Here is a 19,662-nt window from a genome sequence, read left to right as displayed (position 1 = left end):
GGTCACGCCCTCTCGGCGCATCCATGCGCCTCGCCCCGGCCTGCGGTCAACGCCTCAGCGATTTTCAGCCGGACCAGGGAGCCGCTGTAAGTTATTTATTATCCTTGAATTTCTCTATTGCTTTATAGGCAAGTAACTCATGATTAGTGCGACTTAAACCCCGCTGCGGTCATCAGCACCCGGAAGAACATCCCCACCAGCGCCAGCGCCAGTACGCTGCCGCCCCAGATAATCACCATCCACATCAGACGTTTCCAGACAGGTTGATTCATCAGTGATAGCCCTCCCCAGGCTGGACTTTGCCGCGAAACACGTAATAGCTCCAGAAAGTGTAGACAAGGATGATCGGGATAATGAATAACGCTCCCACCAACATAAAGCCCTGACTCTGCGCAGGCGCAGCGGCCTGCCATAAGGTAATCGATGGCGGAATGATATGTGGCCAGATGCTAATCCCCAGCCCGCTAAAGCCGAGGAAGATTAAACCGAGGGTCAACACGAACGGCAGATGGTGGCTGTGCGGGTTATTGAGGCTGCGCCACTGCCACAGGCCCAACACCACCACCAGCACTGGGACCGGCAGCAGGAAGAACAGGTTCGGCAGGCTGAACCAGCGGTCGGCGATGGCGGGCTGGGAGAGCGGCGTCCAGATGCTGATAACCGCAATAATCCCCAGCAGCGCCAGCAGCAGACGCTTTGATACCTGACGCATCCGCCCCTGCAGCGGGTTCTCACTTTTCATCACCAGCCAGGTGGCGCCTAAAAAGGCATAGGCCACCACCAGCCCCAGGCCGCAGAACAGGTTGAACGGGGTGAACCAGTCGAACGGACCACCGGCAAAGGCGCGACCGCTGACCGCAAAGCCGTTGATCACCGCACCCACCACCATGCCCTGGGTAAAGGTGGCCAGCACCGAGCCGCCGATAAAGGCCTTATCCCAGAAGGGACGGTGCGCGGGCGTCGCCTTGAAGCGAAACTCAAACGCCACGCCGCGAAAAATCAGGCCGATCAGCATCAGGGTCAGCGGGATGGTCAGGGCATCGATGATCACCGCGTAGGCCAGCGGAAAGGCACCGAACAGCGCGGCACCGCCCAGCACCAGCCAGGTTTCGTTCCCGTCCCACACCGGGGCGACGCTGTTGACCATCACATCCCGGTCGTCGGGGTCCTGAATGGCGGGAAAAAGAATGCCAATCCCCAGATCAAACCCGTCCATCACGATATACATCAGGGTGGCGAAGACAATAATCACAAACCAGATCAGGGAGAGATCGATACCCATTATGGTGTCTCCTTGGTAGTAAATTCAGTGCCTGCGGCCGAGAGCGGGCGCGCCGGGCGGCCATCGTTTTCAGTCGGGAAGGACTCGGCTTCCTGCGGCCCCTTTTTAATCAGGCGCACCATGTAGCTGTAGCCGACGCCAAACACCGAGGTGTAGACCACAATGAAAGCCAGCAGGCTGACGCTCATATGCAGATCGCCATGGGCCGATACCGCATCTTTGGTACGTTGCAGACCGTAGACGACCCACGGCTGACGGCCCACTTCGGTGGTCACCCATCCGGCGAGAATGGCAATTAATCCCGATGGTCCCATCAGCAGGGCAAACCACAGGAACGGCCGGGAGTGGTAAAGCCGCTGCTTATAGCGCAGCCACAGGGCGACGGTGCCCAGCAACAGCATCAGCATCCCCAGCCCGGCCATAATGCGAAACGACCAGAAGACAATGGTGGAGTTAGGTCGATCCTCTTTCGGAAACTCCTTCAGCGCAGGCACCTGCTTATCCAGACTGTGGGTGAGGATCAGGCTGCCGAGCGCGGGAATTTCGAGACCGTAGCGGGTGCGTTCCTGCTCCATATCGGGCCAGCCAAACAGCAGCAGCGGGGTCGGCTTGCCGGGCGGGTTCTCCCAGTGGCCTTCAATGGCGGCAATTTTGGCCGGTTGATGCTTCAGGGTGTTCAGCCCATGCATATCCCCGACCATCGCCTGAATGGGGGCAACGATCAGGGTCATCCACAAGGCCATAGAAAACATGCGGCGAATGGCGGGAGTATTGTTGCCGCGCAGCAGGTGCCATGCCGCCGAGGCTGCGACAAAAAGCGCGCTGCTGAGAAACGCGGCAATCGACATATGCAGCAGGCGATACGGGAACGAAGGGTTAAACACCACCGCAAACCAGTCTACAGGCACCACCTGGCCGTTGACGATCTCAAAGCCCTGCGGGGTCTGCATCCAGCTGTTGGAGGCGAGGATCCAGAAGGTGGAGATGATGGTGCCCAGCGCCACCATGCAGGTGGCAAAGAAGTGCAGTCCCGGCCCGACTTTGTTCCAGCCGAACAGCATCACGCCGAGAAAACCGGCTTCGAGGAAGAAGGCAGTCAGCACTTCATAGGTCAGCAGCGGGCCGGTAATGCTGCCGGCAAACTGCGAGAAACCGCTCCAGTTAGTGCCAAACTGGTAGGCCATCACCAGCCCGGAGACCACACCCATGCCAAAGTTGACGGCGAAGATCTTCGACCAGAAATGGTACAGCGAGCGCCAGACGGGGTTTTTGCTTTTCAGCCATAGCCCCTCCAGCACCGCCAGATAGCTGGCGAGGCCAATGGTGATCGCCGGGAAAATAATATGGAAGGAGACAGTAAAGGCAAACTGGATCCTCGCCAGATGAAACGCATCTAAGCCAAACATGCATAACCTCAAGATGAATCGGTGTGGCTGTTATGGTAATGAGGTGGGAAGCTGAGTATCAGAGACAGAAAAGGGGGAATTTATCTATAACAGTTCAATGAAATAAGATGAAATCATTATCCTGTTATAGTTCCGAAATCCGCCTTAAGGCTTTCTTAATCTTCCTGTGACCTATGGTTTCGATTCAGGATTTTTATGGAAGTAAAGTCGCAATCGACCACATTTCTTACCATTATTTAAAAACGGTAATCATATTCATTATCATTTCCATGCCGTTGTGATTTAATCCGCCCGCTGTTCACTCTGGTGTTATGTGCTCATTTCTGTGAAGGATTAACGTATGAAATATGGCTTATCGTCTTTTTGCACCCTTGCTGTGATGATTTCCTCTGTTTTGCTCACACCCATCGCCGGTGCGGCGGAGAACAATAACGGGATCGTGGTGTACAACGCTCAGCATGAAAACCTGGTCAAATCATGGGTTGACGGTTTCACTAAAGAGACCGGCATCAAAGTGACGCTGCGTAACGGCGGCGACAGCGAACTGGGCAACGCCCTGGTACAGGAGGGCAGCGCCTCACCGGCCGACGTCTTCCTGACCGAAAACTCCCCGGCCATGGTACTGGTCGATAACGCCAAACTCTTTGCCCCGATGGATAAAGCCACCCTCGACCAGGTTGCTCCGGCATATCGCCCGGAACATGGCCGCTGGATCGGTATTGCCGCGCGCAGCACGGTGTTCGTCTATAACCCGGCGAAACTCAATGAATCCCAGCTGCCGAAATCGCTGATGGATCTGGCGAAACCAGAGTGGAAAGGGCGCTGGGCTGCCTCCCCATCCGGAGCAGATTTCCAGGCGATCGTCAGCGCGGTACTGGCCCTGAAAGGCGAGCAAGCGACGCTGGAATGGCTGAAAGCGATGAAGACCAACTTCGTGGCCTACAAAGGCAACAGCACGGTGATGAAAGCGGTTAACGCCGGGCAGATTGATGGCGGGGTGATCTACCACTACTACCGTTTTGTCGACCAGGCAAAAACCGGTGAAAACAGCAAAAACACCCAGCTGCACTACTTCAAACATCAGGATCCGGGTGCCTTCGTCAGCATCTCCGGTGGCGGCGTGCTGGCTTCCAGCAAACATCAGCAGCAGGCTCAGGCCTTCGTGAAGTGGATCACCGGCAAAGCGGGGCAGGACAGCCTGCGTACTAACGATGCCTTTGAATACGCGGTGGGCGTCAACGCCGAATCCAACCCGAAACTGGTGCCGTTGAAGGATCTGGACGCGCCGAAGGTTGAGCCTTCCACGCTCAACAACAAAAAAAGTCATCGACCTGATGACCCAGGCCGGTCTTCTTTAATTAATGCAGCGGTGAGTGCCTGATGTCAGTGGTCAATATTACCCACACGCCGGAAGTCCGGCGGCGTGGTGTACAACGCCGCCCGGCGTTGATGATGATTTTGCTCGCGATACTGTTTTCACTGTTATCTCTGATCCCGCCGGCCTTCGTGGTGGTCATTGGTTTTGACACCGGCTGGGAAACGGTCAAGGCACTCATCTTTCGCCCGCGCGTGGCTGAGCTGCTCAGCAACACGCTGCTGCTGGTGGTTATCGCGGTTCCGCTCAGCGTGCTGGTGGGAGTGATGCTTGCCTGGCTCACCGAGCGCACGACCCTGGCCGGACGACGTATCTGGTCGATCCTTGCCGTCGCGCCGCTGGCGATCCCCGCCTTTGTGCAAAGCTATGCCTGGGTCAGCGCGGTGCCGTCGATCCACGGCCTGGGCGCCGGGGTGTTTCTCTCGGTGCTGGCCTACTATCCGTTTATCTATCTTCCCGTCGCGGCGGTGTTGCGCCGCCTCGACCCGACGCTGGAAGATGTCGCCGCCTCGTTAGGCACCCCGCCGTGGGCGGTCTTTTTCCGCATTGTGATGCCACAGCTGAAGCTGGCGGTCTGGGGCGGGGCGCTGCTGGTGACCCTGCATCTGCTGGCGGAGTACGGTCTCTACGCGATGATCCGTTTTGATGCCTTTACCACCGCCATTTACGATCAGTTCCAGTCCACCTTCAGCGGTCCGGCGGCCAATATGCTGGCGGGCGTACTGGCGCTGTGCTGTCTGCTGTTCCTCACCCTTGAAGGAACGACGCGCGGCAAAGCGCGGTACGCCCGGGTGGGCTCAGGCGCGCCGCGGGAGCAGCATCGCCTGCAGCTCAATCTGCCCCTGAGTCTGGTCGGCCAGCTGCTCTCCCTGGTGGTCATTGTGCTGGCTCTGGTGGTGCCGCTCGGAGTACTGGGGCGTTGGCTGTGGCTGGGCGGCATCGAGAACTGGAATCAGGCGGATCTCTGGCTGTCGCTGCGCCAGACGGTAGTGCTGGCCTCCGGCGGTGCCTTGCTGATTATGCTGGCCGGCATCCCGGTCACCTGGCTGACGGTGCGCCATCCGCGCCCGCTGTTCCGGATGCTGGAAGCGTGCAACTACTTCACCAGTTCGCTGCCGGGGATCGTTGTCGCCCTGGCGCTGGTGACGGTGACAATCCACTATTTCCGTCCCCTCTATCAGACCGAAATCACCCTGTTCCTGGCCTACCTGCTGATGTTCCTGCCCCGCGGGCTGGTGAATCTACGCGCCGGGATCGCCCAGGCTCCACAGGAGCTGGAGAACGTCGCCCGCAGTTTAGGCAAAACCCAGGCCAGCGCCATCTGGGGGATCACCATGCGGCTTGCCGCCCCGGGCGCGGCAGCGGGTGGGGCACTGGTATTCCTCGGGATCACCAACGAACTCACCGCCACGCTGCTGCTCTCTCCGTTGGGGACGCGCACTCTTTCCACCGGTTTCTGGGCGTTGACCAGTGAGATCGATTATGTCGCCGCAGCGCCTTACGCCCTGCTGATGGTGCTGATCTCGCTGCCGCTGACCGGAATATTGTATGTACAGTCGCAAAAATTAGCGGGCCTGTAAGATGATTGAATTAGCGAACATTTCCAAAAAGTTTGGTCAGACTCCGGTACTGGAAGGGCTGGATCTGACGGTGATGCCGTCGTCACGGACGGTGATCGTCGGCCCCTCCGGCTCGGGCAAAACCACGCTGCTGCGTATTCTTGCCGGGTTTGAATCACCGGACAGCGGCCACATCGTGCTTAACGGTAAAACGCTGTTTGATGAGCACACCTTTATTCCGGCCCATCAGCGTGGGATCGGCTTTGTGCCGCAGGAAGGGGGGGCTTTTCCCGCACATGAAGGTGGGAGATAACATTGCCTACGGCCTGAAGGGATCGCGGCAGGATAACCGCCGCCGGGTAGCGGAGTTGATGGACCTGGTCTCGCTCAGCCATGACCTGGCAGATCACTGGCCGCACGAGATCTCCGGCGGCCAGCAGCAGCGCGTGGCCCTGGCGCGCGCCCTGGCTCAGGAACCTGTGCTGATGCTGCTCGACGAACCCTTCTCGGCGCTGGATACCGGCCTGCGCGCCGCCACCCGCAAAGCCACGGCGGACCTGCTCGATCACGCGGGAGTGGCGTCGATTCTGGTGACCCACGACCAGCAGGAGGCGCTCTCCTTCGCCAGCCAGATCGCGGTGATTCGTGAAGGGCGTTTCGCCCAGGTAGGGTCGCCGGTTGAGGTCTATTCCCATCCGGTAGATGAAGCCACGGCGCTGTTTCTTGGCGATGCGCTGATTTTCAGGGCTCAGGTGAGCGGCGGGGTAGCAAGCTCTCCTCTGGGCAATATCCCGGTGGACAACCCGCTGGCCAGCGGAGAGAAGCGCATCATGCTGCGACCTGAGCAGGTGCAGATTACGCCTCTGGCACCTGGCGTCACTCCCGCGCAGCCGGTGACCATCGCTGGGGTGGATTTTACGGGGTATCTCTCGACCCTGATGCTCTCCTCGCCGGGCTGGCCCGAGGCGCTGCAGGTCAAAACGGTCAGTCGGCAAAACTGGCAGGTGAATATGCCGGTACAGCTGGCGATTAACGGGCAGGCGTGTGTGTTAGCGGGTTAGGGCGACGGCGGTAGCGCGACGTCATCAAGCGGGGCGGGCATCTGCACTCTGGCACTGTTATGGTCCGCTTTCAGTGCCTGAACCACGGCCTGACGCATATTTTCAATATCCTGACCCATGAGTGGAGTGGGTTTGCGGCGCAGATCGTTGCCAAAGAAATTTTCCCAGTGCCCCAGCAGGACGAGTCGGGGCCGGGTGCGCCTCAGCAACTCATCCGGGTAGTTTCTGACGTTCTCCCAGCCGCCCACGCCAAGGATCTCAACATCCATAGCCGTTGGTTCACCGTCAAGCGTGGTGGGTGGAAACCCGCACGGGGGTGTGGCCGGGCTGTCCTGAAAGTGAATACGGTAAACCACCTTTTGTCCCTGCGGGGTTATGTCCAGTAGCTCGATAAGCCAGGCCATTGATTGCCCCTGTTTCCAACCGAAAACGGTGGTAGGTATTTCGTTGAGCTCCGGGCTTTCACCATGCGCCACGGTAAAGCCGAGGACATGACTTGCATGCATGCTCTGAATCGGCATGACCCGAATATGCCCCCCGCTGGAGGGGATCCATTTTCCCTCGGCCTGCTTCGTTGCATCTTCGCAGCCAGGGATGCTTTTCATCTGCGGCGTTGCATCGATAACCCGAACAGGATCGACCCACGGCTCGCCTTGCGCGGTCATTTTTTGTTTATCGCTGAAAGAATGGAGAATATTTTTCACGGTTGTTGAGCCATACAGGACCGCATGGGGTGTTTTAGTGGCCATTACCCAGGGTACATCCAGCAGATGATCGTAGTGACCATGCCCAACCAGCAGCATCGTGACGTCATCGGCTGGCGGCATAAATTTATCAATCTTCTCTTTATTAGCCGCCACCCGCACGGGAGGCCAGCCTTCCAGGTTCATAAGCGCGGGATTACTGAATGAAGGCGCGATTAAAAGGCCTTCACCCTGCCAGTGAAGCAGCCAGCCGCCCACGCCGAGATACTGAATTTTGGGCTCCGGTAAGGAGACCGGCTTGTATTCAGGCTGCGCCAGCAAGTGAAAAGAGAGACAGTTCAGAGCGAAGGCCAGTGTGAATAGGGGACCGAAACGGTTCCACGACATTATCAGGTTTTTTGCCATCATAATGATTTGGCTTCGCTTTCAGAATTTAAGAGGCGTCATTGACAACATGGTCAACAACATTAAACAGGTCGGTAAGCGTTTTGCTCTGCTCTTAATAGTAGTTATGTAACAGCGGGGTACAAATTCTATGAACGAAAGCATGAATTTGTTCAGACGGGTGAAGAGGAAGAAGTCGACAAAGTTGATTCTTAACCGCTACGTAGGGCGCAAACCCTACGTAGCGTATTCAGATTTATTCGTCGCGCCAGCCCATGGCCGGTGCCACGTGCTTCAGAATCGACTCAATCACATGCACGTTATACTCCACGCCCAGCTGGTTGGGCACGGTCAGTAACAAGGTATCCGCTTCGGCGATCGCTTCGTCCTGTTTCAGCTGGGCAATCAGCTTGTCAGGCTCGGCGGCGTAGCTGCGTCCGAAAATGGCGCGAGTTTTCTCATCCAGATACCCCACGCTATCGCTTTCGTTACGGCTGGAGCCGAAGTACATCCGATCGCGATCGTCCATCAGGGCAAAAATGCTGCGGCTGACCGAGACGCGCGGCGTGCGGGTATGGCCCGCTTCGGCCCAGGCTTCGCGGTAGGCGCGGATCTGTTTTGCCTGCTGGATGTGGAACGGCTCGCCGGTTTCGTCGTCCTTCAGGGTTGAGCTTTGCAGGTTCATCCCCAGCTTCGCGGCACAGATGGCGGTGGCGTTCGAGCCCGCGCCCCACCAGATGCGGTCGCGTAACCCTTCGGAGTGCGGCTCAACGCGCAGCAGGCCCGGCGGGTTAGGGAACATCGGCTGCGGATTGGGTTTGGCAAAACCTTCGCCGCGCAGGGCCTCTAACAGCACTTCGGTATGGCGACGGGCCATATCAGACTCGTTTTCACCTTCGCCCGGCACATAACCAAAGTAACGCCAGCCGTCGATCACCTGCTCGGGAGAGCCGCGGCTAATGCCCAGCTGCAAACGTCCACCGGAAATTAAGTCGGCTGAACCTGCGTCTTCCGCCATATAAAGCGGGTTTTCATAGCGCATATCGATAACGCCAGTGCCGATCTCAATCTTGCTGGTTTTGGCACCGATCGCTGCCAGTAGCGGGAAGGGGGAGGCGAGCTGACGGGCAAAATGGTGCACGCGGAAGTAGGCACCATCCGCGCCCAGCTCTTCTGCGGCTACCGCCAGATCGATGGATTGCAGCAGGGCGTCAGCGGCGGTGCGGGTGCCGGACTGCGGGGACGGTGTCCAGTGACCAAATGACAAAAATCCGATCTTTTTCATGTCGGGTTATCCTGGTTTCAAATAATGAGTGTGGTCTTACTTTACGGATTGCCAGATGAATGAAAATGCCCTTTATTTCACAGAAGCCATCAAATAATTTGACCGAGACCAGAGAAAGCCGACTAAGCGACAGAATTTTTATCTATAAAAGCGCTTGCATCCTTCCCTCGGTTGTGCGTAAATGGATTTTCGGTTTGAATGCCAAAAAAATATCTGTCGCAGTCTCTTAAAGCATCTCTCAACACGTTGTGCCTCTCCGCAGCCTCTCTTGGGTTTTTTCTTTACGCTCTGAACGCTCTGATTAGTTTTGTCTCAGACCACGATCGCCTTTTAAAGGCCCAATTTAGTATTTGACGTTTTTACGTTCAGGAGATTTACATGAGTTCTAATATCCATTTTCGTTGCCCTTGCTGTCATGGTTCGCAGTTCCGTACTTCCGCATTTGACGTGTCTGAAAAAAATCCACACGGTGCGAAGTGCATTTTCTGCAAATCATCAATGATCACCTTTGACCATTTAGCCGTGCTGAGTCATGCACAGCGGGTCCCGTTTGAGTTCCGTAAGTAAGCCAGTCGGGCGCCGTCACGCCTGCTGAAACAGCACTACTACCTATAACAGTTTATTAATCCTGCCTTTTTTCTCCTGCTGATATACACTGTGATGCAGCAAGGAGAACCCGATGAAAAAATACCAGCGCCTGGCACAGCAAATCATTTCGCAGATCGAACTCGGCGTCTGGCAGCCCGGCGATAAGCTGCCCTCCCTGCGCGAGCAGGTCACCAGCAGCGGAATGAGCTTTATGACCGTGGGTCACGCGTATCAGATGCTGGAGAGCCAGGGGCGCATTGTGGCGCGTCCCCAGTCGGGCTACTACGTCGCGGCCCGTCCCACCGGGCAGCAGCCGATGCCGCCCGCGCAGGTGATGCGCGATGAAGCGGTGGATATCAATACCTATATCTTCGATGTGTTACAGGCCAGCCGCGATCCCTCGGTGGTGCCTTTTGCCTCGGCTTTTCCCGATCCGCGTCTCTTTCCCTTACAACAGCTGAACCGCTCCCTGGCGAACGTCAGTAAAACCGCCACCGCCATGAGCGTGATCGAGAACCTGCCGCCGGGCAACGTCGATCTGCGCCACGCCATCGCCCGTCGCTACGCCCAGCAGGGGATGAATATCTCCCCGGATGAAATTGTCATTACCGCCGGGGCCCTCGAAGCGCTGAACCTCAGCCTGCAGGCGGTCACCGAACCGGGCGACTGGGTGATCGTCGAAAACCCCTGTTTCTACGGGGCGCTACAGGCGCTGGAGAGGCTGAAACTCAAGGCGCTGTCGGTGGCCACCGACGTGCACGAGGGGATCGATCTTAACGCCCTGGCGCAGGCACTGAACGACTATCCGGTTAAAGCCTGCTGGCTGATGACCAACGGCCAGAATCCGCTGGGCTTTACCCTCAGCGCCGACAAAAAGGCGCAGCTTATCGATTTGCTCACTGAACATAGCGTCACGCTGATTGAGGACGACGTCTACAGCGAACTCTATTACGGACGTGAAAAGCCGCTCCCGGCAAAAGCCTGGGACCGCAGCGATATGACGTTGCACTGCTCCTCTTTCTCTAAATGCCTGGTGGCCGGGTTCCGTATCGGCTGGGTGGCGGCAGGGAAACATGCCCGCCGCATTCAGCAGTTGCAGCTGATGAGCACCTTATCCACCAGCTCCCCGATGCAGCTGGCACTGGTGGATTATCTCGCCACCAAACGCTACGACGCCCACCTCAGACGCCTGCGCCGCACCCTGGCGGAGCGCAAGCAGCAGGCGTGGCAGGCGCTGCTGCGCCATCTGCCCGCCGAAGTGAAAATCCACCACAGCGACAGCGGCTACTTCTTATGGCTGGAGCTGCCCGCGCCGCTGGATGCCGGGGAGCTCAGCGCCCAGGCGCTGGTGCATCACATCAGCATTGCGCCGGGCAAGATGTTCTCGACGTCCGACACCTGGACGCCGTTTTTCCGCTTTAACACTTCCTGGGCCTGGGGAGAGCGGGAGGAGCAGGCGGTGATCCAGTTAGCGCGGATAATTAGCAGAATGTTAAAAACGCAAAAATAGGTATTTCGCGTGATTGATCTGCGTGTCTGAATAATTATTTCTTATCCCGTTAATAACGCCGCAATTAATTTGCGGCGTTTTTTTATTGTCGCTCATAGGAAATATGCATAACCCCTGCGCCCGCTAACCCCTTGTCTATAATCCAGTTACCGGGGAATGCGCCCCCCGGTCACAACCTGGTGAAATTTCTGCAGCCCGCCGGGTGCGCGGCAATAGCGCGGTCTACGTTTAATTCAGGAGATATTCTTATCGGCACGGCTGCCTTCTGATTTCATTACGACAGGAGTACCAGGTATGAGCAAAAAATTTGCCCGTAGCAGTCTGTGCGCGCTCGGCATGACGGTATTGGCTGCGCAGGCGGCAGAGCCGCCAAAAGAGATCGGTCAGGGCGAAGGGCGGCTGGATATCATTGCCTGGCCGGGCTACATCGAACGCGGCGAGACCGACAAAGCCTACGATTGGGTCACCGCCTTTGAGAAAGAGACCGGCTGTAAAGTAAATGTCAAAACCGCCGCCACCTCCGACGAGATGGTCAGCCTGATGGCGAAGGGCGGTTACGACCTGGTGACCGCCTCCGGCGATGCCTCCCTGCGCCTGATTATGGGCAAACGCGTTCAGCCGATTAATCCCGATTTAATCCCCAACTGGAAAACCCTCGACCCGCGGATCGTTAAAGGGGAGTGGTTTAACGTCGACGGTAAAGCCTACGGCACGCCCTATCAGTGGGGACCAAACCTGCTGATGTACAACACCAAAACTTTCCCGACGCCGCCTGATACCTGGGGCGTCATCTTTAAAGAACAAAACCTGCCGGACGGCAAAACCAACAAAGGGCGGGTTCAGGCCTACGATGGCCCGATCTATATTGCCGATGCGGCGCTGTACGTCAAAGCCACTCAGCCGGAGCTGGGCATCACCGACCCCTATCAGCTGACCGAAGCGCAGTACGCGGCTGTCGTGAAAGTGCTGAAAGATCAGCACCCGCTGATCCACCGCTACTGGCACGACACTACCGTGCAGATGAGTGATTTCAAAAACGAAGGGGTGGTTGCTTCCAGCGCCTGGCCGTATCAGGCCAATGCCCTCAAGGGCGAGAATCAGCCGATTGGCACCGTCTTCCCGAAAGAGGGGGTAACGGGCTGGGCGGACACCACCATGCTGCACGCCGACGCCAAACACCCGATGTGCGCCTACAAGTGGATGAACTGGTCGCTGACGCCGAAAGTGCAGGGCGATCTGGCGGCTTGGTTCGGTTCATTGCCGGTGGTAGCGGAAGGTTGTAAAGCCAGCACCCTGCTGGGCGACAAAGGCTGTGAAACCAACGGCTACAACTATTTCGACAAAATCATGTTCTGGAAAACGCCTGTCGCCAACGGCGGCAAATTTGTGCCTTACAGCCGCTGGGTGCAGGACTACATCGCCATTATGGGTGGTCGTTAAGCGCCAGGGAGCGGATTATGACGTACGCAGTAGAGTTTAATGATGTCTCACGCCTGTATGGCGACGTGCGTGCGGTGGACGGGGTAACGATCCGCATTCGTGACGGCGAGTTTTTCTCCATGCTGGGGCCTTCGGGCTCCGGCAAAACCACCTGCCTGCGCCTGATTGCCGGTTTCGAGCAGTTGAGCGGTGGCTCTATCTCCATTTTTGGCAAAGACGCCAGCGAACTTCCACCCTGGGAGCGTGACGTTAACACCGTCTTTCAGGACTATGCGCTGTTTCCCCACATGTCGATCCTCGAGAACGTGGCCTACGGGCTGATGGTCAAAGGGATCAACAAACCTACCCGTCAGGCTCAGGCGCGAGAAGCGCTGGAGAAGGTCGGCCTCAGCTTCGCGGAAACCCGCAAACCTTCGCAGCTCTCCGGCGGCCAGCGTCAGCGGGTGGCGATTGCCCGCGCGCTGGTCAATCAGCCCCGGGTGCTGCTGCTGGATGAACCCCTCGGGGCGTTGGATCTGAAACTGCGCGAGCAGATGCAGTTTGAACTGAAAAAACTGCAGCAGGAGCTGGGCATCACCTTTATTTTCGTCACCCACGATCAGGGCGAAGCGCTGTCGATGTCGGACCGGGTGGCGGTATTCAATAACGGGCGGATCGAGCAGGTAGATACCCCGCGCGAGCTCTATCTGCGCCCGCGTACGCCGTTTGTTGCCAGCTTCGTCGGCACCTCGAACGTCTTCACCGATGCCCTGGCGCAGCGCGTCTGTGGCCTGACGGGGAGCTATTCCCTGCGCCCGGAACATATCCGCCTCGACGGGGAGGGCGAAATTCAGGTTCAGGGCCGGGTGCTGGCCGTACAGTTTCAGGGGGGCGGCCACCCGTTTCGAGCTCCGTCTTGCCGAGGGGGAAAAGCTGCTGGTGAGCCAGGCGAACCTGACCGGTGCTGCGCTGGCTGCGGGCGTGGAGCCGGGGCAGATGGTGACCGCCTCGTGGGCGCGCGACGCCATGGTGCCGCTGCATGAGGAGAGGTGACATGGACATGAGCGTTGCACCCACACCGGCGCCGCACGGCCTGGCCAGCCGCCTGTCGGCGCTGTTCTGGCGCAGACCGGCGCTGGGGCTGTTTTTACTCCTGCTCGGCCCGCTGATGTGGTTTGGTATTGTCTATCTGGGGTCGCTGTTTGCCCTGCTGTGGCAGGGGTTCTACACCTTCGATGACTTCACCATGTCGGTGACGCCGGACCTGACCTTCGCCAACATCCGCGCGCTGTTTAACCCTGCCAACTACGACATCATCCTGCGTACCCTGACGATGGCGATTGCCGTCACCATCGGTAGCGCGATCCTCGCCTTCCCGATGGCCTGGTATATGGCGCGCTACACCCGCGGCAAGTGGAAAGCCTTTTTCTACATTGCGGTGATGCTGCCGATGTGGGCCAGCTATATCGTTAAGGCCTACGCCTGGACGCTGCTGCTGGCGAAAGACGGCGTGGCGCAGTGGTTCCTCAGCCATATGGGGCTCGAGCCGGTGCTGGCCTCGCTGTTGACGGTGCCCGGCATCGGCGGCAGCACGCTCTCCACCTCCGGGCTGGGGCGTTTCCTGGTGTTCGTCTATATCTGGCTGCCGTTTATGATCCTGCCGGTGCAGGCGGCGCTTGAGCGTCTGCCGCCGTCACTGCTGCAGGCCTCTGCCGATCTGGGTGCCCGTCCGCGGCAGACCTTCCGCTACGTGGTGCTGCCTCTGGCCATCCCGGGCATTGCCGCGGGGTCGATCTTCACCTTCTCCCTGACGCTGGGCGACTTTATCGTGCCGCAGCTGGTGGGCCCGCCGGGCTACTTTATCGGGCAGATGGTCTATTCCCAGCAGGGGGCAATTGGCAATATGCCGATGGCGGCGGCCTTTACGCTGGTGCCTATTGTTCTTATCACTGTCTATCTGGCGTTCGTGAAGCGCCTGGGAGCCTTTGATGCACTCTGAACGCGCACCGCTGTTTCTGAAAATTGCCACCTGGGGCGGGGTGATCTTCCTGCACTTCCCGCTGCTGATTATTGCCATCTATGCGTTTAATACTGAGGATGCGGCGTTCAGTTTTCCGCCGCAGGGGCTGACGCTGAAGTGGTTTAGCGCGGCGGCGGGGCGCAGCGACATCATCGAATCGGTGACGTTGTCACTAAAAATCGCTGCTCTCTCAACGGCGATCGCTCTGGTGCTCGGCACTCTGGCGGCCGCGGCGTTATGGCGGCGGGAGTTCTTCGGTAAGAACGCAGTGTCGCTGATGCTGATCCTGCCGATTGCCCTGCCGGGGATCATCACCGGGCTGGCGCTGCTGACGGCGTTCAAAACCATCAATCTGGAGCCCGGTTTCTTCACCATCATTCTCGGTCACGCCACATTCTGCGTGGTAGTGGTGTTCAATAATGTGATTGCCCGTTTCCGACGCACCTCGTGGAGCCTGATCGAGGCTTCGATGGATCTCGGTGCCAACGGCTGGCAAACCTTCCGCTACGTGGTTCTGCCCAATCTGGGCTCGGCGCTGCTGGCGGGGGGGGATGCTGGCCTTCGCCCTGTCGTTCGACGAGATCATCGTCACGACCTTTACCGCCGGACATGAGCGCACCCTGCCGCTGTGGCTGTTGAATCAGCTCGGTCGCCCGCGCGATGTTCCGGTGACCAACGTGGTGGCCCTGCTGGTAATGCTGGTGACCGCCATTCCAATTCTGGGGGCCTGGTGGCTAACCCGCGACGGCGAAAGCGTTGCCGGCAGCGGGAAATAACGTGGATTTCAACAGGACAATACTATGCAAACTCAACTGCTGATTAATGGTGAACTGGTCAACGGCGAAGGGGAAAAGCAGCCGGTCTACAACCCTGCGACCGGCGAGGTACTGCTGGAGATCGCGGAAGCCTCTGCCGCCCAGGTCGATGCGGCAGTACAGGCCGCCGATCGGGCCTTCGCCAGCTGGGGGCGCACCACGCCGAAAAGTCGCGCCGAGTGCCTGCTCAAACTGGCCGATACTATCGAAGCCAATGCTGACACCCTTGCCCGGCTGGAGTCGCAAAACTGCGGCAAACCGCTGCACTGCGTGCTGGGAGATGAAATTCCGGCGATCGCCGACGTGTTTCGCTTCTTTGCCGGGGCGGCGCGCACCCTGCACGGCTCGGCGGCGGGGGAATATCTGGAGGGACATACCTCGCTGATCCGCCGCGACCCGGTGGGCGTCGTCGCCTCGATTGCCCCCCTGGAACTACCCGCTGATGATGGCGGCGTGGAAGCTGGCGCCGGCGCTGGCGGCCGGGAACTGCGTGGTGCTGAAACCCTCTGAGATCACGCCGCTCACCGCTCTCAAGCTGGCGGAGCTGGCACAAGGGATCTTCCCGGCCGGGGTGCTCAACGTGCTTTTCGGGCGGGGTAAAACCGTCGGCGACCCGCTCACCGGACATGAAAAGGTGCGGATGGTGTCCCTCACCGGCTCTATCGCCACGGGGGAACACATCATCGGCCATACCGCCTCGTCCATTAAGCGCACCCACATGGAGCTGGGCGGCAAAGCGCCGGTAATTGTCTTTGATGATGCAGATCTTGACGCGGTGGTGGAGGGGGGTACGGACCTTCGGCTTCTACAACGCCGGGCAGGACTGCACCGCTGCCTGTCGCATCTACGCACAAAAAGGCATTTATCCGGCGCTGGTGGAAAAACTGGGTGCCGCGGTCGCCAGCCTGAAGATCGGCGATCCGAATGACGAGAGCACCGAACTGGGCCCGCTAAGCTCGCAGGCGCATCTCGATCGGGTATCTAAAGCCGTGGATGAGGCTAAAGCGCTGGGCCATGTCCAGGTGATCGCCGGCGGCAGCAAGCACGACGGCAAAGGCTATTACTTCCAGCCGACCCTGCTGGCAGGGGCGAAGCAGGAGGACGCCATCGTGCAGCGGGAGGTGTTTGGCCCGGTGGTGAGCGTGACCGAATTTGACGACGAAGATCAGGTCCTGGGTTGGGCCAATGATACCCAGTACGGACTGGCCTCGTCGGTCTGGACCAAAGACGTGGGTCGCGCGCACCGCCTCAGCGCCCACCTGCAGTACGGCTGCACCTGGGTGAACACCCACTTTATGCTGGTGAGTGAAATGCCGCACGGCGGGATGAAAATGTCGGGCTACGGTAAGGATATGTCGGTGTATGGCCTGGAAGATTACACCGTTATTCGTCACGTGATGATTAAACACTAACTTCCTGCTCCCGCCGGTTACCTGAACTGTAACCGGCGGATTTTTAATATCTTTTATTCTTCAATATATCACATAATATATATCCATCCCGACTCAGTTCACAGCGTGAGAATATATTGTTTGGTTTTATTAAATATTTCCTAAATAAAATTTTGAGCGGGCCGATAGAGTAGTCAGACCAGATAAACGGCCCTGTTCATCATGCTTGCAATTAATCATAACGAGATTGCCGGGCTCTCGCTTAAGTCCCGGAAAGCTAACAGTACTTTGTTATCTCAGACCATTGAGCGGCTCTCATCCGGCTTGCGTATTAACAGCGCGAAGGATGATGCCGCCGGGCAGGCGATTGCCAATCGTATGTTCGCCAACATTAATGCGGACAAGGCGATCTCGCGTGGACTGGATGACGCCATCAGCCTGGCGCAGACGGCAGAAGGGAGTCTGAGCGACATCGGCACCATGCTGATCAAAGCCAAAAGTCTCGCTATTCAGGCGGCGAACGGCACCTTATCGCAGTCCGACCGGGACAGTATTAACCAGGAGTATCAGCAGATCCTGGGGACTATTACCCAGATCTCGGAGCAAACGGAGATATTTGGTCAATATCCGCTGGCGACCGATAAGCCAGTATTACCGCCACAATTAATTGGTGACGTGGCGCCATTAAATACGAAATTCCCGGTGGCCGGAACCGATTACTCTTTCAGTTCCGGTATTATTCCGCTGGCCTATATTCCGGCCGGAGCAGCGAATATCACTATTACGATTGATTCATTGGGTCTGGATGACGATCTGCAGATATTTACCCGGGATGGTAAACATCTCGCGGGCACGCCGTTATCCGGCCCGGATGCAGATTATACCTGGGTCAGCCGCGGCATCACCGACGGCACTAAAGCGACCGCATCGGTGCTGACGGCCAAAAATGGGTTCAGCAGCGGGGCGGTTTATGACGACTCTCAGCTGATAGACGGCGGCGCCAGCTGGAGCTACAGCGGTGAAACGCTCAACTATAACGGGATGACCATCAGTTACAGCGGGGATGGCGATCGTTATGAAGATAAAGCCTCCGGGGCCTGGAACGACGGCGCTAACGGTTCGAACCGTATCGAGCGCGTCACGCTGGATACCGTGACGGAAGATTTGCTGGTGATGGTGGTGGGCAGCGGCTCCTTTACCAGCAACATTACCTGGGGAAACTTGCCGGCTCCGACGATTACGCCCGCGGTTCCACCGAAGCAGAGTCGCCCCTTCGAAGTGGTGACCAGCGCCAATTTCGGTGAAGATATGCAGTCGGTGACCATTGAGCCGACGCCGACGGATCTGAAGACGCTGCAGCTGGACAATACCGACATGATCACCGAGGCGGGAGCCCGGAAGTGCATGGGGTTACTGGATGCCGCGCTGGAGAAGGTGAGCGGCTATCGCACGCAGTATGGCGCGACGATCAACCGCTTCGAATCCAGCAAAGCGGTGCTGTCCCAGCAGAGCATCTCCCTGCAAACGGCCCGCAGCCGGATTCAGGATGCCGACTACGCCGCCGAGGCCAGCCAGCTTGCCCGGGCGCAGATCCTGGAGCAGAGCCAGACTGCGGCACTGAAAATGGCGAATCAGGTGCCGCAGACGGTGTTAGAACTACTCAAGATGTAACGGGTCGCGGCTACCAGCCGCACACCTCATGCTCATTCTCGGTGTCGTACGCGCGTACGGTATTCACCAGGTCTTTCACCACCTGAGCGGCCACGTCCGGGATCATCAGCTCCATCGGGGCCTCCGTCTCGTAATCCACCGATACGCCGTTGCTGTTATTGGTGACGGTGACGGTATAAGTTGCTTTGCCCATGATGTTACTCCTTCTCTATTTACGTCTTCTTAACACGTCGGGTTCAACGAAAAAGTCGATATTGAAATACGTATCGTCGGTCATCACTTCGATGTGGTGCCAGCGCTCAGGTGGAAACACGCCAAAATGCCCGGCTTCAATGATGAGTTCGCTGTCGGGCTCGGGCGAGGTTTCGTCGGCATAGCCAAGATAACGCACCGCACCCTGCATCACGCTCAGGCGCGGATAGACGCCGGGCTGAGTGCCGGTATCCAGATGGCGTTTGAAAATCCCCGGCGGAGCGGTGTCTTTGGTCCAGAACGGAGTGGAGCGGGTGTGAATACAACTTTGTGGAATACGCAGCATAACGTCCTCCTTGTAAAAAGTGAGGATATTACAGCACGAATGGCTAACCTGGGTTTGCCAAAAAATGCATTTAAAATACGACTTTAAAGTGGTACTCCTGAGGTAGGCTATACTTACTTATTCCGAAGGTCACAAAGGAGCGTCTTATGCCAGAAGTCGATAAAGACAAATCCCGTAAAGTGCCCGACTCGGGTAATAAAAAGCCTCAGCCGGTGAAGAAGTAGTCCCGGAAACCAGGGCCGCATGATGCGGCCCTAATTGTTACAAAACTACTCAGTTGTTATTAACCTTAAGATATATGTGGTTAATATGTAACAAAAAACTTGATCTGCCTCAACATTTGCCGCATATTGCGCGCGGTTATTGAACAGCAGATTGGGTAAATGAGATGACGTTGTACCAGAAGATGTTAATGTTTTACGCCGTCATGGCAGCTATCAGTGCGCTTATCACCTGGTTTCTCTCTAAAGATCGCAAACGCATCCGCTTCCTGAGCGCTTTTCTGGTGGGTTCCACCTGGCCGATGAGTTTTCCGGTCGCGCTGCTGATTTCTCTCTTCTAAAAGCCGCCCCTGCGCGGCTTTTTGCCGGATGCGGTGCCAGCACCTTATCCGGCCTACAAAATCTGGCGATGGCATTCCTGGTTGATGGGCTG

General features: G+C 57.7%; 14 protein-coding genes and 5 pseudogenes. 12 read left to right on the top strand and 7 right to left on the bottom strand.

The window, feature by feature from the left end; translation table 11 throughout:
- Positions 1-143: 143 nt before the first annotated feature.
- The 3 genes from AAHB66_RS11910 to AAHB66_RS11900 are packed head-to-tail and all read right to left on the bottom strand — an operon-like array spanning position 144 to position 2,688.
- Positions 144-272 (bottom strand): DUF2474 domain-containing protein, encoded by a 129-nt coding sequence (locus AAHB66_RS11910; RefSeq protein ID WP_032610877.1) that lies wholly within the window; start codon positions 270-272, stop codon positions 144-146.
- Positions 272-1,282, bottom strand: coding sequence for a cytochrome d ubiquinol oxidase subunit II (gene cydB, locus AAHB66_RS11905; protein WP_347113004.1), 1,011 nt, complete (start codon positions 1,280-1,282; stop codon positions 272-274). Before cydB ends, AAHB66_RS11910 begins: the two co-directional genes overlap by 1 nt.
- The gene (locus tag AAHB66_RS11900) at positions 1,282-2,688 is read right to left on the bottom strand and encodes a cytochrome ubiquinol oxidase subunit I (protein ID WP_347113002.1); all 1,407 of its coding nucleotides are present in this window, start codon (positions 2,686-2,688) and stop codon (positions 1,282-1,284) included. Before AAHB66_RS11900 ends, cydB begins: the two co-directional genes overlap by 1 nt.
- 340 nt (positions 2,689-3,028) lie before the next feature.
- Between AAHB66_RS11900 and AAHB66_RS11895 the strand changes: the two are divergent.
- The 3 genes and pseudogenes from AAHB66_RS11895 to AAHB66_RS11885 all read left to right on the top strand — a co-directional run bounded on the left by AAHB66_RS11895 (position 3,029) and on the right by AAHB66_RS11885 (position 6,683).
- Positions 3,029-4,046 (top strand): annotated as a pseudogene (locus tag AAHB66_RS11895) (iron ABC transporter substrate-binding protein).
- A 22-nt stretch (positions 4,047-4,068) separates the two neighbouring features.
- Complete coding sequence (locus AAHB66_RS11890) at positions 4,069-5,643, top strand: iron ABC transporter permease (protein WP_347113000.1); 1,575 nt, start codon at positions 4,069-4,071, stop codon at positions 5,641-5,643.
- Position 5,644: 1 nt separating this feature from the next.
- Positions 5,645-6,683, top strand: a pseudogene (locus AAHB66_RS11885) (ABC transporter ATP-binding protein).
- Here AAHB66_RS11885 and AAHB66_RS11880 read toward each other — a convergent pair.
- Both AAHB66_RS11880 and AAHB66_RS11875 read right to left on the bottom strand, forming a co-directional pair.
- The gene (locus tag AAHB66_RS11880; RefSeq protein ID WP_347112998.1) at positions 6,680-7,795 is read right to left on the bottom strand and encodes an MBL fold metallo-hydrolase; all 1,116 of its coding nucleotides are present in this window, start codon (positions 7,793-7,795) and stop codon (positions 6,680-6,682) included. The pseudogene AAHB66_RS11885 and the gene AAHB66_RS11880 overlap by 4 nt on opposite strands.
- Before the next feature lie 232 nt (positions 7,796-8,027).
- Positions 8,028-9,056 carry an LLM class flavin-dependent oxidoreductase gene (locus AAHB66_RS11875; RefSeq protein ID WP_347112996.1) on the bottom strand — a complete coding sequence of 343 codons (1,029 nt, stop codon included), beginning with the start codon at positions 9,054-9,056 and terminating at the stop codon, positions 8,028-8,030.
- 378 nt (positions 9,057-9,434) lie between these two features.
- Between AAHB66_RS11875 and AAHB66_RS11870 the strand changes: the two genes are divergently transcribed.
- The 8 genes and pseudogenes from AAHB66_RS11870 (at position 9,435) to AAHB66_RS11835 (ending at position 18,470) form a co-directional block, all read left to right on the top strand.
- Positions 9,435-9,623 carry a cold-shock protein gene (locus AAHB66_RS11870; RefSeq protein WP_347112995.1) on the top strand — a complete coding sequence of 63 codons (189 nt, stop codon included), beginning with the start codon at positions 9,435-9,437 and terminating at the stop codon, positions 9,621-9,623.
- 112 nt (positions 9,624-9,735) lie between these two features.
- A complete protein-coding gene (locus AAHB66_RS11865; protein ID WP_347112993.1) occupies positions 9,736-11,154 on the top strand; it encodes a PLP-dependent aminotransferase family protein in 1,419 nt (472 codons plus the stop codon).
- A gap of 294 nt (positions 11,155-11,448) precedes the next feature.
- Positions 11,449-12,594: a putative ABC transporter substrate-binding protein YdcS gene (ydcS, locus tag AAHB66_RS11860; RefSeq protein WP_347112992.1), complete on the top strand. Its 1,146-nt coding sequence runs from the start codon at positions 11,449-11,451 to the stop codon at positions 12,592-12,594.
- Between the two features lie 17 nt (positions 12,595-12,611).
- A pseudogene (locus tag AAHB66_RS11855) lies at positions 12,612-13,626 on the top strand (ABC transporter ATP-binding protein).
- 1 nt (position 13,627) lies between these two features.
- Positions 13,628-14,572 carry an ABC transporter permease gene (locus AAHB66_RS11850; protein WP_347112990.1) on the top strand — a complete coding sequence of 315 codons (945 nt, stop codon included), beginning with the start codon at positions 13,628-13,630 and terminating at the stop codon, positions 14,570-14,572.
- Positions 14,562-15,369, top strand: a pseudogene (locus AAHB66_RS11845) (ABC transporter permease). Before AAHB66_RS11850 ends, AAHB66_RS11845 begins: the two are co-directional and overlap by 11 nt.
- A 24-nt stretch (positions 15,370-15,393) precedes the next feature.
- A pseudogene (gene patD / locus AAHB66_RS11840) lies at positions 15,394-16,820 on the top strand (aminobutyraldehyde dehydrogenase).
- Between the two features lie 201 nt (positions 16,821-17,021).
- Positions 17,022-18,470, top strand: a complete 1,449-nt coding sequence (locus tag AAHB66_RS11835; protein ID WP_347112988.1) for a flagellin — start codon at positions 17,022-17,024, stop codon at positions 18,468-18,470.
- A gap of 10 nt (positions 18,471-18,480) precedes the next feature.
- Here AAHB66_RS11835 and AAHB66_RS11830 read toward each other — a convergent pair whose 3' ends face one another.
- Together AAHB66_RS11830 and AAHB66_RS11825 are read right to left on the bottom strand one after the other, a co-directional pair.
- Positions 18,481-18,663, bottom strand: a complete 183-nt coding sequence (locus tag AAHB66_RS11830; protein ID WP_347112986.1) for a DUF1869 domain-containing protein — start codon at positions 18,661-18,663, stop codon at positions 18,481-18,483.
- 15 nt (positions 18,664-18,678) lie between these two features.
- The gene (locus AAHB66_RS11825; RefSeq protein ID WP_347112985.1) at positions 18,679-19,008 is read right to left on the bottom strand and encodes a DUF1971 domain-containing protein; all 330 of its coding nucleotides are present in this window, start codon (positions 19,006-19,008) and stop codon (positions 18,679-18,681) included.
- A 388-nt stretch (positions 19,009-19,396) separates the two neighbouring features.
- Between AAHB66_RS11825 and AAHB66_RS11820 the strand changes: the two genes are divergently transcribed.
- Positions 19,397-19,570 (top strand): GhoT/OrtT family toxin, encoded by a 174-nt coding sequence (locus AAHB66_RS11820; RefSeq protein WP_032610845.1) that lies wholly within the window; start codon positions 19,397-19,399, stop codon positions 19,568-19,570.
- The last annotated feature ends 92 nt before the right edge of the window (positions 19,571-19,662 follow it).

It is taken from the genome of Leclercia sp. S52, from assembly GCF_039727615.1.
Taxonomy (GTDB): domain Bacteria; phylum Pseudomonadota; class Gammaproteobacteria; order Enterobacterales; family Enterobacteriaceae; genus Enterobacter; species Enterobacter adecarboxylatus_B.
The sequence above is the reverse complement of the archived record's forward strand: the minus strand, read 5'-3'. Positions and strand labels throughout refer to the sequence as shown.

Excerpts from the sequence above, each read along its gene's own strand:
- AAHB66_RS11910 (WP_032610877.1), bottom strand. The coding sequence starts at position 272 with ATGAATCAACCTGTCTGGAAACGTCTGATGTGGATGGTGATTATCTGG.
- cydB (WP_347113004.1), bottom strand. The coding sequence starts at position 1,282 with ATGGGTATCGATCTCTCCCTGATCTGGTTTGTGATTATTGTCTTCGCC.
- AAHB66_RS11900 (WP_347113002.1), bottom strand. The coding sequence starts at position 2,688 with ATGTTTGGCTTAGATGCGTTTCATCTGGCGAGGATCCAGTTTGCCTTT.
- AAHB66_RS11890 (WP_347113000.1), top strand. The coding sequence starts at position 4,069 with ATGTCAGTGGTCAATATTACCCACACGCCGGAAGTCCGGCGGCGTGGT.
- AAHB66_RS11880 (WP_347112998.1), bottom strand. The coding sequence starts at position 7,795 with ATGATGGCAAAAAACCTGATAATGTCGTGGAACCGTTTCGGTCCCCTA.
- AAHB66_RS11875 (WP_347112996.1), bottom strand. The coding sequence starts at position 9,056 with ATGAAAAAGATCGGATTTTTGTCATTTGGTCACTGGACACCGTCCCCG.
- AAHB66_RS11870 (WP_347112995.1), top strand. The coding sequence starts at position 9,435 with ATGAGTTCTAATATCCATTTTCGTTGCCCTTGCTGTCATGGTTCGCAG.
- AAHB66_RS11865 (WP_347112993.1), top strand. The coding sequence starts at position 9,736 with ATGAAAAAATACCAGCGCCTGGCACAGCAAATCATTTCGCAGATCGAA.
- ydcS (WP_347112992.1), top strand. The coding sequence starts at position 11,449 with ATGAGCAAAAAATTTGCCCGTAGCAGTCTGTGCGCGCTCGGCATGACG.
- AAHB66_RS11850 (WP_347112990.1), top strand. The coding sequence starts at position 13,628 with ATGGACATGAGCGTTGCACCCACACCGGCGCCGCACGGCCTGGCCAGC.
- AAHB66_RS11835 (WP_347112988.1), top strand. The coding sequence starts at position 17,022 with ATGCTTGCAATTAATCATAACGAGATTGCCGGGCTCTCGCTTAAGTCC.
- AAHB66_RS11830 (WP_347112986.1), bottom strand. The coding sequence starts at position 18,663 with ATGGGCAAAGCAACTTATACCGTCACCGTCACCAATAACAGCAACGGC.
- AAHB66_RS11825 (WP_347112985.1), bottom strand. The coding sequence starts at position 19,008 with ATGCTGCGTATTCCACAAAGTTGTATTCACACCCGCTCCACTCCGTTC.
- AAHB66_RS11820 (WP_032610845.1), top strand. The coding sequence starts at position 19,397 with ATGACGTTGTACCAGAAGATGTTAATGTTTTACGCCGTCATGGCAGCT.